General features: G+C 65.4%; 11 protein-coding genes. 7 read left to right on the top strand and 4 right to left on the bottom strand.

Annotation, left to right across the window (positions count from 1 at the left end):
- Positions 1-666: a response regulator transcription factor gene (locus DWF74_RS26885; protein ID WP_092316068.1), complete on the top strand. Its 666-nt coding sequence runs from the start codon at positions 1-3 to the stop codon at positions 664-666.
- 627 nt (positions 667-1293) lie between these two features.
- Here the strand turns inward: DWF74_RS26885 and nahK are convergent.
- The 4 genes from nahK to DWF74_RS26865 form a co-directional block, all read right to left on the bottom strand.
- Positions 1294-3930: a hybrid sensor histidine kinase/response regulator NahK/ErcS' gene (nahK, locus tag DWF74_RS26880; protein ID WP_115582044.1), complete on the bottom strand. Its 2637-nt coding sequence runs from the start codon at positions 3928-3930 to the stop codon at positions 1294-1296.
- Positions 3860-5023 (bottom strand): nitric oxide-sensing protein NosP, encoded by a 1164-nt coding sequence (gene nosP, locus DWF74_RS26875; RefSeq protein WP_115582043.1) that lies wholly within the window; start codon positions 5021-5023, stop codon positions 3860-3862. The genes nahK and nosP overlap by 71 nt, the downstream gene beginning before the upstream one ends.
- A gap of 254 nt (positions 5024-5277) precedes the next feature.
- On the bottom strand, positions 5278-6462 hold the full coding sequence (locus DWF74_RS26870; RefSeq protein WP_115582042.1) for a porin: 1185 nt from the start codon (positions 6460-6462) through the stop codon (positions 5278-5280).
- Between the two features lie 225 nt (positions 6463-6687).
- Complete coding sequence (locus tag DWF74_RS26865) at positions 6688-7749, bottom strand: Ldh family oxidoreductase (protein ID WP_162884129.1); 1062 nt, start codon at positions 7747-7749, stop codon at positions 6688-6690.
- A gap of 132 nt (positions 7750-7881) precedes the next feature.
- On the opposite strand from DWF74_RS26865, the gene DWF74_RS26860 reads away from it, so the two are divergent.
- From DWF74_RS26860 to DWF74_RS26835, 6 genes are all read left to right on the top strand, one after another.
- On the top strand, positions 7882-8757 hold the full coding sequence (locus DWF74_RS26860) for a MurR/RpiR family transcriptional regulator (protein ID WP_115582041.1): 876 nt from the start codon (positions 7882-7884) through the stop codon (positions 8755-8757).
- Positions 8758-8773: 16 nt separating this feature from the next.
- Positions 8774-9526 (top strand): transporter substrate-binding domain-containing protein, encoded by a 753-nt coding sequence (locus tag DWF74_RS26855; protein WP_060838505.1) that lies wholly within the window; start codon positions 8774-8776, stop codon positions 9524-9526.
- An 87-nt stretch (positions 9527-9613) separates the two neighbouring features.
- Positions 9614-10333, top strand: a complete 720-nt coding sequence (locus tag DWF74_RS26850; RefSeq protein WP_025130068.1) for an ABC transporter permease — start codon at positions 9614-9616, stop codon at positions 10331-10333.
- Positions 10330-11040 (top strand): ABC transporter permease, encoded by a 711-nt coding sequence (locus DWF74_RS26845; protein WP_041117194.1) that lies wholly within the window; start codon positions 10330-10332, stop codon positions 11038-11040. Before DWF74_RS26850 ends, DWF74_RS26845 begins: the two co-directional genes overlap by 4 nt.
- A 46-nt stretch (positions 11041-11086) precedes the next feature.
- Positions 11087-12328, top strand: a complete 1242-nt coding sequence (locus DWF74_RS26840) for an NAD(P)/FAD-dependent oxidoreductase (RefSeq protein ID WP_115582040.1) — start codon at positions 11087-11089, stop codon at positions 12326-12328.
- Positions 12329-12344: 16 nt separating this feature from the next.
- Positions 12345-13145 (top strand): amino acid ABC transporter ATP-binding protein, encoded by an 801-nt coding sequence (locus DWF74_RS26835; protein WP_115582039.1) that lies wholly within the window; start codon positions 12345-12347, stop codon positions 13143-13145.
- Positions 13146-13710 lie beyond the last annotated feature (565 nt).

Below are 13710 nucleotides of genomic sequence, written 5' to 3'. Positions count from 1 at the left end.
ATGTATAAAATTCTGATAGCCGACGATCACCCACTGTTTCGCGAAGCCATTCACAACGTCATCAGCGACGGATTTCCCGGCAGCGAGGTGATGGAAACCGCCGACCTGGACAGCGCCCTGGCCCTGACCCAGGAGCACGACGACCTCGACCTGATCCTGCTGGACCTGAACATGCCCGGCATGCACGGCCTCAACGGCCTGATCACCCTGCGCAACGAAGCGCCGACCATTCCGGTGGTGATCGTCTCCGCCGAGCAGGACAAGCAGATCGTGCTCCAGGCCATCACCTACGGCGCCGTCGGCTTCATCACCAAATCCTCGGCGCGCTCGCAGATGACCGAGGCCATCGAACAGATCCTCAACGGCAACGTGTACCTGCCGCCGGACATCATCCGCACCCAGAAAAGCCAGCCGGGGCGCCGCAACAGCGAGACCCCGAGCTTCCCCCCGGAACTGCTCCAGGCCCTGACCCGCAAACAGCTTTTGGTGCTGGAACGCATGACCAAGGGCGAATCCAATAAGCAGATCGCCTACACCCTGGACATTGCCGAAACCACAGTGAAGGCCCACGTCTCGGCGATCCTGCGCAAGCTCAACGTGCACAACCGGGTGCAAGCGATCCTCAGCGCCGGTGATATCGATTTCGGCGCCTACCTGCGCCGCTAACCCCTGTAGCCGCTGCCGAGCCTTCGGCGAGGCTGCGACAAGGGCCGAAGGCCCTTCCTGCGATTCTGAAGACCGGCGCATCCATCGCAACCAACGCCGTGGCGGTGAATCGGGTCACGCGGGTTGTTCTGGTGGACCGCGTGGCCAGGGTTGGCGTCTCCTGCGGAGCCGGGCGCAGCCTGCGGCAGCGGCTACACGAAGCCTTGCGCGCCCTGCAGGTCCTGTAGCCGCTGCCGAGCCTTCGGCGAGGCTGCGACAAGGGCCGAAGGCCCTTCCTGCGATTCTGAAGACCGGCGCATTCATCGCGACCAACGCCGGAGCGGTGAATCGGGTCACGCGGGTTGTTCTGGTGGACCGCGTGGCCAGGGTTGGCGTCTCCTGCGGAGCCGGGCGCAGCCTGCGGCAGCGGCTACACGAAGCCTTGCGCGCCCTGCAAGTCCTGTAGCCGCTGCCGAGCCTTCGGCGAGGCTGCGACAAGGGCCAAAGGCCCTTCCAGCGATTCTGAAGACCCGCGCATTCATCGCAACCAAAGCCGTGGCGGTGAATCGGGGCACGCGGGTTGTTCTGGTGGACCGCGTGGCCAGGGTTGGCGTCTCCTGCGGAGCCGGGCGCAGCCTGCGGCAGCGGCTACAGGGGGGGCGTCAGCAGGTGGCTGATGGCGGTCTTGAGTTTCATCGGCCGCACCGGTTTGTGCATCAGGGTGTGGCCCAGCTGCCGCAGTTGCTGTTTGAGGTCGTTGCTGTAGTTGGCGGTGATCATCATCGCTGGGATCGCCAGGGCGCGGCGGGCGTTGATCCGCGCCACGGCGTCGATGCCGTTCTGCTGGTGGTCCAGGTGGTAGTCGGCAATCAGCAGGTCGGCGTCGGCGCGGTAGTCGTCGACCTGGCGCGCCAGGTCTTCTTCGGACAAGGCGGTGATCACCTGGCAGCCCCAGCCTTCGAGCAAGGTGCGCATGCCGGCGCAGATCGCCGCGTCGTTATCCAGCACCCAGATCCGCGCGCCGTGCAAACGCTCCAGCAGGGCGTCGCCCAGCTCCGGGCGCGGCGCCGGCAAGGGCGCGCTGGCGCTGATGGGTACTTGCACGCTGAACACCGAACCGCGCCCCGGCCAGGAGCGCACGCCGATGCGGTGGCCGAGTATCCCGGCAATCTTTTCCACGATGGCCAGCCCCAGGCCCAGGCCGCGATCCTGGTCGGGGCGCTGTTCTTCGCCGCGCTTGAATTCCTGGAAGATTTCTTCCAGGCGTTCGGCGGCAATGCCCATGCCGCTGTCCCAGACTTCGATCGACAGCCAGTGCCCCTGGCGCCGGCAACCGAGCACCACGCGGCCCTGGCGGGTGTAGCGGATGGCGTTGCTCAGCAGGTTGCGCAGGATCCGCGCCAGCAGCTGGATGTCGCTGCGCACCAGGGCCGAGCAGGCCACGAAGTGCAGTTCCAGGCCTTCGCTGCGGGCCACCTGGGCGTACTCGGCGGCGAGATTTTCCAACAGTTCGCTCAAGGCGAAAGGCGCGATATCGGCCTTGATCACCCCGGCATCGAGCTTGGAGATGTCCACCAGGGTGCCCAGCAGGTTTTCCACGTCTTCCAGGGAGTTGCTGACATTGCGCACCAGGGCGCTGCTGGCCTGGGGGTCGCGACGCTCCAGCAAGGCGCTGGTGAACAGCCGCGCGGCGTTCAGGGGTTGCAGCAGGTCATGGCTGACCGCGGCGAGGAACTTGGTCTTCGACAGGTTGGCCCGTTCGGCCTCGGCCTTGGCCTCGCGCAGCCGCGATTCGACCCGGCTGCGCTCTTCGATCTCGCGCAGCAGTTGCTGGTTGAGGGTGGTCAGTTCGGCGGTGCGTTCGCGTACCCGCAGCTCCAGGTTCTGGTAGGCCTGATGCAGCGCCTCGGCGGTGCGCCGGCGTTCGGTGATGTCGCGGATCAGCACGAAAATCCCCACCACTTCGCCATTGGCCAGGCGGTTGGGCACGTAGGAGCGCAGCATGTAGCGTTCCTGGTTGTTGATGTTGGTTTCGGCGAATTCGAAGGTCACGCTCTCCCCGGCCAGGGCCCGTTCCACATAGCTTTCCAGGCGCTGGTAGTGCTGTTCGCTGTGCACCTCGCGCAGGCTCTGGCCGAGCATCACGCCGCGGGGCCAGCAGTACCATTCCTCGTAGACCTTGTTGGTGAACTCATACACCAGGTCGGCATTGAGGTAGGCGATCAGCGCCGGCACATGGTCGGTGATCAGGCGAATCCAGCGCTCGCTCTCGCTCAGGGCCTCGGCGTGCTGGTAGCGCTCGGTGATGTCGGTGAAGGTGTTGACGAAACCGCCGGTGGGTAGCGGATGGGTGCGGATCTCCAGGACCCGGCCGTCGCTCAGGCGCTGCTCGCATTCATGGATCACCCGGCCATTGCCGTCGCGGCTGGCGGGGGTCAGCAGGCTCAGCTCGCTGTCGCCGATCACCTCGGCAAACAAACGGTGCGCGGCCACCGGGGCCAGCCCGCTGAGTTCCAGGAAGCGCCGGTTCCACAGTTCGAGGATGCCCTCGGCATTGACCATGGCCACGCCCTGGGACAGGTTGTCCACCGCCCGTTGCAGCAGGTGGGATTTCTGCGCCACCGCCTGTTCCCGGCGCAGGGTTTCGCTGTGCTTGACCTCGGTGATGTCGGTGAACAGGATCACCCGCCCGCCTTCCCGGGTCGGCCGCTCGCTGACCTGCAGCCAGCGGCCGTTGTGCAGGCGATACAGCAGTTGTTCGTCGCCAGCGCTGCGCGGTTCCTCGCTGAACAGCCCGGTGCTGGTCATCAGCCGGCGCACTTCCGAGAGGCGCATGCCGGCCATGATCCGTACCCGACTGTGGCTCCAGAAGGCGCGGAAGCGGCTGTTGAACAGGACGATGCGCTGCTCCTGGTCGAACAGCACGAAGGCATCGGAGATGCTCTCGATGGCGTCGATCAGGTGCTGGTGCGCCGTCTCGGCCCGCAGCCGCGCTTCGCTGAGCAAATGGTTGCCGGCCTTGAGCTCGGCCATGGCCTGGTTCAGGGCGTCGGTGCGTTCGCGCACCTGCTCGGCCAGCACCACCGAATGCTGGAACGCCGCATAAGGGTCGTTGCCGCGGGTGATGCCGGATTCGACCCGTTCGATCAGCGCCGCGTTGATCCGCCGCAGCTTGCGGTTCTCGCGCTGCAGGCAGTCGAGCTGCGCTTGCAGCTCAGCGGCGGGCCGGAGTTCGACTGCGGGCAATGGCGACCCCGGTGAAGGTCTGGTTGATGTGCATGCCATTGAACTGTTCTCCGTAGGTGTTGAAACCCATCACCCGTTGATCCCGCAAAAAGGCCCCGATCTCCTCCAGGCTGCCGCGATCCTCCAGCTCCAGGCGGCGCAAAAAGCAGTCGCAGCCGATGGTCAGCAACAGGCTGCCCAGGCGCTGCTGCAAGCCGTCGAACAGCTGTTGCAGGTTGGGCAGCAAGGGGCCGGGGGTCATGGCGGTGAGGACGATGCCGTTCTCCACCGCGCAGTAGAAACTCAGGCTCAGGTCCGGGTGCACCTGCTGCACCGCGCGCACGTAGTAGTGCTGGTTGATGCGCACCGCCAAGGGGTGGGCGGCGAACACCCGGTGGTCGAGCTGCGCCAGGGGCACGCCGATCAGCCGTGCGTACTCCTCGGCGGCCGGTTCCGCGTTCAGTTCATAGACCCGGCGCGAGGCGCTGTCGGCGCCGGTGACCACCAGTTTTTCTTCCCGGGGCTGGATGTGGTGGGTGGTGAACACCTCGAAATCCAGCCAGGTGTTGACCAGCACCACCACCGCCGCGCCGCTGTGGAACTCGCCGCCGTAATACACGTGGGTGTGGGTCAGGTAGTTGTCATCGCCGGCCGAACCGCCGAAATGGGGAATGTCCCCCAGGGCTGCGCTGAGGGCGGCCAGGACCATTTCTTCGCGGCTCGACAGGCCGTCCAGCAGGGTCAGGGCGAAGCTGTTGCCCTTGATCGGCGCCAGGGTGTTGCTGCGGCAGCGGCCCACCAGGCGTTCGACCATCTGCTGGGCGTCGATCAGGCTGAAGTGCTCCATCTGGTCGATCAGCTCGGCGGCGATGGAAAAGTGTCGGTGATCGAAGCCGATGGCGGTCACGCAATTGCGCCCGTAGCCCAGGGGGGTGATTTCCCCGGCGCTGGTGCAGCCCACCAGGGGGATGCCGCCAAAGCTCTGCTGCAGGGCCGGGCCCAGGGTGTGCAGGGGGTATTCGGCGGAGCAGAAAAACAGCACGAAGCCCAGGTGCGGATGCAGCAACTGGCTGGCCAGGTCCTGGGCCACCTGCTGCGGATCGACGGCCTGGGACATGGCACTGACCACGCCCTCGCTCTGGGCTTGCTGCATCGTCGCCTCCGGCGCGGGTTGTCTGAGCAATGAGTGTACGAAGCCGGCCCCCGGGCACGAATGCTACTTGGGTAGCGGGTGGGCAGTTCCATGGGCGTAGGTGCAGGCTTGCCAACGCAGGCGTCATCCGGGCTGGTGCAAGGCTGGCGGGCCGCTTCGCCGGCAAGCCGGCTCCTACGGGACATGCGGGAGATATGGGGAATGGAGGGGGCGCCGGCCCGGGCGCGATGCGCACGCCAGGGCCGGCGCTGGGGTTACCAGGTCAGTACCGCACCCACGGCGAAGGTGTCGGTGTTTTCGTTCTGCGCATTGGTCTGGTGGCCGTCGATCTCGAACTGGTTGTACTCGGCCACCAGCTTGAGGTTGTCGTTGATGTCGTGGAACAGCGCCACGCCCCGGGTCTGGTAATCGGCGCCGCTGCCGACCACGCCGTTGCCGTCGTCCTTTGTCTTGCCGTAGGACAGCGCCAGGCGGTTTTTGCCCAGTTTGTACGAGCCCTGCAGCAGGTAGCCCTTGCTGTCGACATTGCGCAGGGTGGCCTCGCCGGCATTGTTGGTGAAGAACGGGTTGATGCCCTTGGCCTGGAACCCGGAACCGGTCAGGGACAACCCGCCCATCTTCGCCTGCAGGCCATAACCCAGGCCCTTGGAAGTCACGGACTGCACGTTGGGGTCGGTGTTGTCGGAGGTCTGGTAGCTGCCGTTGAGCCAGCTGTAGAACTTGGCCCCGCCCAGGTCGAACTGGTAGGTGATCTCGCTCTCGGTACGCGGGTTCTTCTGGTAGGCCTTGCCCAGGGCGCTGCTGTCGTTGGTGTCCACCGGGTCGAGGATGCCCACCGCAACCCGCAGGCCGTCCATCACCGGGCTGCGGTAAGTGATCTGCGACGACGGAAAGGGATAGGGGTAACCGCTGCCGATGTTGCCGAACGACACCCCGCCGCCGTCCACCAGCCCCAGGCTGTCGCTGACCTGGCCGTACCCGGCGAGCATTTCATCGAGCAGGATGTTGGAACGGGCGAACAGGCCAAAGTCCTTGCCGATCAGCACCTCGCCCCACTCCGGGTTGGCCACGGTGCCGTAGAACTGGCGCACGTCGATGGCGGTGTCGGTGCCATTGGTTTCGCTGTCGTTGATGGTCACCCAGAACGAGGCCCGGGCGCCGAGCTTGAGGTCGTCCACCTGCTTGCCCATGTTGAAGCCCAGGTAGTTGGGCAGAAAGCCCATCTTCACCCGCGCCTGACGGCGGTCGTACTGCTCGCCGGCGCGGTCGACGTCGCTGTTGACGTAGAAGGCGTTGACGTAGCCGTCGGTGGAAAAGGTGGTCTGGTCCTTGTCGTACAGCATGATCTCGGCTTCGGCGACAGTGCCCAGGCCAAGGGTCGACAGGCCGACGAGCAGGGCCGGAATCAGAGGGTACTGGCAGTTCTTATTGTTATGCATGGCGCGCTCCGCAAACGGGGGACGAAATGTCGGAGGCGATTATCGAAAGGGCCCCAGGGCACTGACAGGCTGCCTTGGAGGCAGATTGCCAGTGCTTTGGAGGGGCTGGCAGGGAGCGGCAAATCCGATCCACGACCGGACCGCTACCGGGCCCACTACCTGGAGTAACACCAAGGGCTCATGGCCCCGGGTGCGAAGGGATGAAGTCCTTAAGTCGTCGGCCGTTCAGTCGTCGCCCGTCTTATCGTCGCCCGCGAGCGCGCGCAACCGCGCCAGCTCGGCGGTAGCCAGGGGAATGCCGTGCTCCAGCGATTTGGCCCGGGTGCGGTAGCGCCGGTCGCCGGGCATGCGTTCCAGGCCCACGGCCTGCATCTGCCGCACCAGCTCGCCGCTGCGCTGGGCAAAATGCCCACCGCCCAGGTGGCTGGGATCGATGACGATCAGCAGTTGCCCGGTCCACGGCGTTTGCGCCCCGGGGTGTTGTGACCAGTCGAACTCGAAGGAGAAGTTGCCGCCAGTCAGCGCCGCCGCCAGCAGCTCCACCATCATCGACAGCGCCGAGCCCTTGTGCCCGCCAAAGGGCAGCAAGGCGCCGCCGTCGAGAATCGCTGCCGGATCGCAAGTGGGCTGGCCATCGCGGTCCACCCCCATGCCCGGTGGCAGCTGCTGGCCCTGACGCTTGGCGATCTGCACATCGCCGTGGGCGATGGCGCTGGTGGCCAGGTCGAAGACGATGGGCTCGGCGCCCTCGCGGGGGGCGGCGAAGGCAATCGGGTTGGTGCCGAACAGCGGGCGCTGGGCGCCATGGGGCACCACGCAGGTCATGCTGTTGACCAGGCTCAGGGCCACCAGGCCTTCTTCGGCGAAGGGCTCGACATCCGGCCACAACGCCGCGAAGTGATGGGAATTGCGAATCGCCAGCACCGCGATCCCGGCACTGCGGGCCTTGCTCAGCAGCAGCGCGCGGGCCGCCGCCAGGGCCGGCTGGGCAAAGCCGCCGTCGGCGTCCACCGCCACCACGCCGGGGGCCACATCCTCCACTTGCGGCACCGCCTGACCGTTGACCCAACCGCTGGCCAGGGACGACAGGTAACCGGGCATGCGGAACACCCCGTGGCTGTGGGAACCATCGCGCTCGGCGCGGGCGCAGTTGTCGGCCAGCACCCGGGCCACCTCGGCAGAGGTGCCGTGGCGAAGAAAAATCCGTTGCAGCAAGTCGGTCAAGGCCGGCAGGTCGAGGTACTCGGCATCAGCCTGCGCCACGGTCGCGTGGTTCGCGTCGGTCATTGCAGCTCCATTGGAATTGTTATTGGAAGGGGCCTGACTATCGCGTCACGCCAGTTAACTGTCAAATGTTGACTTCATGACAGAAAACCTTCATTTTCCGTTTCCAGCGGTCAATAAAAACAAGGAGCGGCCATGAGCCAGCCCATCAAACAACGCCTTGAAAGCAGCTTGTCCAGCGCCACCGCGTCGGGCCGGGCAATTGCCAGCTACATGCTGGCCAACCTCTACGAGCTGCCCTTCCAGACCGCCGCCGACATCGCCGAAAAACTCGGCGTCAGCGAATCCAGCGTCGGCCGGTTCTGCCGCGCCATCGGCTACAGCCATTTCAAGGATCTGAAAAACGACCTGAAGAACGACCTCGGCGAAGGCCCGTGGCTGGTGGGCGACCGCCTGCAGGAATTTCGCCAGCAGCCCAACCCGGCGGCCCAGGGCCTGCCGCGCAGCTTCGAGCTGGAAGTGGCGGCGCTGGTCAAGGTCTACGAATACAGCCTGACCCCGGCCTGGCAGACCGTGGTCCAGCGCCTGGCCAGCCGGCGCCGGGTGTACGTGGCGGGGTTCCAGACCGAGCGCGGCATCGCCGCCTCCATGGCCCACCTGCTGCAATACCTGCGCGACGGCGTGCACCTGGTGGACGGCTCTGCCGGGCATTTCGCCGACGTACTGCTCAGCCCCGCCGAAGACTGCGCCCTGGTGGTGTTCGAGGCCCGGCGCTATTCGCGCCACGCCCTGACCCTGTGCCACAAGGCCCGCGAGGCGGGGATTCCGGTGACCCTGGTCACCGACACCTTCTGCGACTGGGCCGAGCAGAACGCCGACGAGGTGTTCCGCGTGCCCACCGAGTTCAACCTGTTCTGGGAATCCACCGCGGCCATGCTGTCGCTGGTTCACCTCTTGATCAACGAGGTGTGCAAGCACCTGGGCCCCGAGGTGGAAAAACGCCTGGAAGCCACGGCCGCCCTGCATAACGAATTTGTTGGCTACACATCGTCCACCCGCGCAAAACAATAAATAACCGAGGTGCTCCATGAACAACGTCGTCCGCTTCGCCAGTGCCTGCGCCCTAGTCTTCGCCGCCTCCGCGGCCCAGGCCGAAACCCTGAAGATCGCCACCGAAGGCGCCTACCCGCCCTTCAACTACGTGGACTCCAACAACCAGCTGCACGGCTTCGACGTGGACATCGCCAACGCCCTGTGCAAGCAGATGCAGGTCGAATGCCAGATCGTCGCCCAGGACTGGGAAGGCATCATCCCGGCGCTGCTGGCGAAGAAATACGACGCGGTGGTGGCCTCGATGATCGCCACCGACGAGCGCAAGAAAAAGATCGCCTTCAGCAACCACTACTACCGCACCCCGCTGTCGGTAGCCGTGGCCAAGGACTCGGACATCACCGACGCCCAGACCAACTTCAAGGGCCGCACCGTGGGCGCCCAGGCCTCCTCGACCCAGGCCATCTATGCCGAGGACCACTACGGCCCGGCCGGCGCCGACGTGAAGTTCTACCCGACCCTGGACGAAGCCAACAGCGACCTGGCCGCCGGGCGCGTGGACGGGGTGATTGCCGACAAATTCCCGCTGCTGGCCTGGGCCGAAAGCGCCGGCAAGGACTGCTGCAAGATCATCGGTGACGTCAACGGCACCACCGCCGACGCCTCGATCGCCGTACGCAAGGAAGACAACGCCCTGCGCGAGCGCCTGAACAAGGCCCTGGACGCGATCGTCGCCGACGGCACCTACAAGCAGATCTCCAGCCGCTACTTCGCCTTCGACATCTACTGACCGCCCGCCTTTGCCGCTGCCGTTGCCCCCGCGTTCCCCCGAGCGCGGCGGCGCCCTGCACGGTTCAATCTTCCAGAGGGTTCGCGCATGTTCGAACAGCTGTCACTCCTGTCCTTTGCCAGCGGCGGCTGGGGCTCGGCCCTGCTTGCCGGGGCCCTGGTGACCATCGCCCTGGCCCTGGCCTGCGTGCCCATCGGCCTGCCCCTGGGCTTGCTGGTAGCCCTGGCCGCGCGCTCGAAAAACCGCTGGGCACGGGCCTGGGCCACGACCTTTTCCACGGTGTTTCGCGGCCTGCCGGAGCTGTTGACCCTGCTGATCATCTACTACGGCTGCCAGATCGCCGCGCAGAAGATCCTCGGCGCCCTGGGCTACCCCGGTGAAGTGGCGATCAATACCTTTGTCGCCGCGATGATCGCCTTCAGCCTGGTGTTCGCCGCCTTCTCCAGCGAGATCTGGCTGGCCGCGTTCAAGACCCTGCCCAAGGGCCAGTACGAAGCCGCCAGCGCCCTGAGCCTGTCGCGGCGCACCACCTTCACCCGGGTGCTGCTGCCACAACTGACCCGCATCGCCCTGCCGGGGCTTTCCAACAACTGGCTGTCGCTGCTCAAGGACACCTCCCTGGTGTCGACCATTTCCCTGGTGGACCTGATGCGCCAGACCAACCTCGCGGTCAGCGTGACCAAGGAACCCATGCTGTTCTACAGCGTGGCGTGCTTTGGCTACCTGTTCTTCTCGGCGCTGTCGGGGCACCTGTTCAGCTTTCTTGAACGGCGCTTCAACCGTGCGCAACGGAGCCTGCAACCATGAGCCTGGATGACCTGCTGAACCTGTTCCTCAACCAGGACCTGCTGGAACGCTACGGCCCGCGCTTTATCGACGGCCTGCTGGTGACCGCCAAGCTGGTGGCGATTTCCTTCAGCCTGGGCGCCGTGCTCGGCCTGCTGATTGCCCTCGGGCGGCTGTCCAGCAATCAGTTCCTGCGGCGCTTCACCGGGGCCTACGTGTACTTCTTCCGCGGCTCGCCGCTGCTGGCCCAGCTGTTCATGCTGTATTACGGCCTGGGCTCGTTCAAAGGCTTCTGGCAGGACGTGGGCCTGTGGTGGTTCTTCCGCGACGCGTGGTTCTGCACCCTGCTGGCCTTCACCCTGAACACCGCCGCCTACCAGGCGGAGATCCTGCGCGGCAGCCTGCTGGCCGTGGCCCAGGGCCAGCGCGAAGCCTGCAAGGCCCTGAGCCTGTCGCGCTGGACCGCGTTTCGCAAAGTGATCCTGCCGCAGTCGCTGCTGATCGCCATCGGGCCTCTGGGCAACGAGCTGATCTTGATGATCAAGGCCAGCGCCATTGCCTCCCTGGTGACCATCTACGACCTGATGGGGGTGACCAAACTGGCCTTCTCCCGCAGCTTCGATTTCCAGATCTACCTGTGGGCCGCGGTGCTCTACCTGCTGATCGTCGAAGTGGTACGGCGCAGCCTCAAATACCTGGAAGGCCGCCTGGGCCGGCACCTGAACTGAACCCTTTAGCGGGCCGCCCCGCGGCCCCTGTCATAAGGACTGAAACATGCATTGCCAAACCCTCGTTCTGGGCGCCGGAATCGTCGGCGTCAGCAGCGCCCTGCACCTGCAGGCCCGCGGCCGCCAAGTGGTGCTGCTGGACCGCCAGCCCCCGGGCAACGGCACCAGCCACGGCAACGCCGGGCTGATCGAACGCGCCAGCGTGATTCCCTACGCCTTCCCCCGGGAAGTGACCAAGCTGGTGCGCTACGGCCTCAACCAGCAATCGGACGTGCGCTACAGCCTGCGCCACCTGCCCAAGGCCGGCCCCTGGCTGCTGCAATACTGGCGCCACTCCTCGCCCAAGGGCCTGGCTGCCGCCACCCGCGCCATGCTGCCGCTGATCGAACGCTGCGTCACCGAACACCTGGCCCTGGCCCGCCCGGCCAACATGCTGGAGCTGATCGCCGACGGCGGCTGGCTCGAAGCCTTCAACGACCAGCAAGCCTTCGACTTCGCCCAACGCGCTGCCGCCGACCTGCGGGACTACGAACTCAACTACCGGGTACTGGACCGCGCCGAACTCTTGGCCCTGGAACCCGGCCTGCACCCCGACATCGTGGGCGGCCTGCACTGGCTCGACCCCAAGACCGTGAGCGACCCCGGCGGCCTGACCCGCGGCTACGCCGAACTGTTCAAGCAACGCGGCGGCCAATTCGTCATCGGCGATGCCCTGACCCTGACCCAGGTCGAAGGCGGCTGGCAGGTGCAGAGCGAACTCGGCCCGATCACCGCCCAGGAAGTGGTGGTGGCCCTGGGCCCGCAAGCCAGCGGCATTTTCGAACCCCTGGGCTACCGCATTCCCCTGGCGATCAAGCGCGGCTACCACATGCACTACGCCGCCCTGCCCGGCACCCGCCTGCAGCACCCGATCCTCGACCCGGTGGGCGGCTACGTCCTGGCGCCGATGGTGGGCGGCATCCGCCTGACCACCGGCATCGAATTCGCCGACCGCGACGACCCGATCAACGAAATCCAACTGCGCCGCTGCGAAGCCCTGGCCCGAAGCTTCTACCCCCTGGGCGAACGCCTCGACGCCGAACCCTGGCTGGGCCGCCGCCCGTGCCTACCGGACATGTGCCCCGTGATCGGCCCGGCCCCGCGCCACCCCGGCCTGTGGTTCAACTTCGGCCACGCCCACCACGGCCTGACCCTGGGCCCGGTGAGCGGCCAACTGCTGGCGCAGATGGTCACCGGCGAAACGCCCTTCACCGACCCCACCCCCTACCGCGCCGAGCGCTTCAACTGACCGACGGAGAACCGCCATGCTGACCCAGACCGCCCCGCTTCCCGCCGCATCCGAAGCGCCTGCCCGCCCCGCTGCCGACCCACGCGAAGTGGTGATCGATATTGCCGGGGTGAACAAGTTCTACGGTGCTTTCCATGTACTGCACGACATCGACCTCAAAGTGCGCCAGGGCGAACGCATCGTCCTCTGCGGGCCTTCGGGCTCCGGCAAATCCACATTGATTCGCTGCATCAACCGCCTGGAGATTGCCGAAAAAGGCCGCATTCTGGTGGACCGCACCGACCTCTCGCAAAACACCCGCGAAGCAGCGCAAGTGCGCAGCCAGGTGGGCATGGTGTTCCAGCACTTCAACCTGTTTCCGCACATGAGCGTGCTGGACAACTGCACACTGGCACCGATGACCGTGCGCGGGTTATCGCGGAAAAAGGCTGAAGAACTGGCGCGGGGTTTTCTGGCCAAGGTGGGGATTGAGAATCAGGCGGATAAATACCCGAGCCAGCTTTCAGGTGGGCAGCAACAGCGCGTGGCGATTGCACGGGCGTTGTGCATGGAGCCGAAGATTATGTTGTTTGATGAACCGACTTCGGCGCTGGACCCGGAGATGGTGAGTGAGGTGTTGGATGTGATGGTGAAGCTCGCCGGGAGTGGGATGACGATGTTGTGCGTGACCCATGAAATGGGGTTTGCGCGGCAGGTGGCGGAGCGGGTGTTGTTTTTGGATGGGGGGCGGATTGTGGAAGATGCGCCGCCGGAGGCGTTTTTTGGGGCGCCGAAGAGTGAGAGGGCTAAGGCGTTTCTTGCGCAGATTGTGCATTGAGATGGGTGGGCATATCCGTTGCTGCGGGTACTGCCACTGGCGGTTTCGCTCTTACAGCGAGTCACTTTGAAAAGCCCAAAGTAACCAAAGGCTCCTGCCCCTCCACTCGGTGCCTCGCCTAGGCTCGGCATGCCCTCACTCCGGCATTGATCCGTGGGCCGCCGCAATGGGCCATCCATGGCCCAGTGCGGCTAACCCGGCGTCCTGCCGGGTTACCCACGGATCAATGCCTGCGTTCGGCCATCGTGTTTAAGGGGGCAGGCAGATCAAAAACCAAAGCAAGAGCAAAAGCAGACGGCGGCCTACCGGCCGGCCTGTTTCCTTGCCGTTCGCGTTCCTTGTAGCCGCTGCCGAAGGCTGCGAACGACCGCGAAGCGGGCGCAGCGATCTCAAGGGTAAATATCTATCCGGCTCTCCACGCCCTTCCGCAGCCACGACATCTATCAACACAAGAAGAAAGTGCTCCACCGCAACATCTGGAGCGGCCTCTAATCCCTCGTCTATGAACACAAGGGTAAATCGACCAACCAAAAACAATGCGTACTGCAATGATCGCCGTTGACAG

The sequence above is a fragment of the Pseudomonas protegens genome (assembly GCF_003363755.1).
In the GTDB taxonomy this organism is placed as follows: domain Bacteria; phylum Pseudomonadota; class Gammaproteobacteria; order Pseudomonadales; family Pseudomonadaceae; genus Aquipseudomonas; species Aquipseudomonas danubii.
The sequence above is the reverse complement of the archived record's forward strand: the minus strand, read 5'-3'. Positions and strand labels throughout refer to the sequence as shown.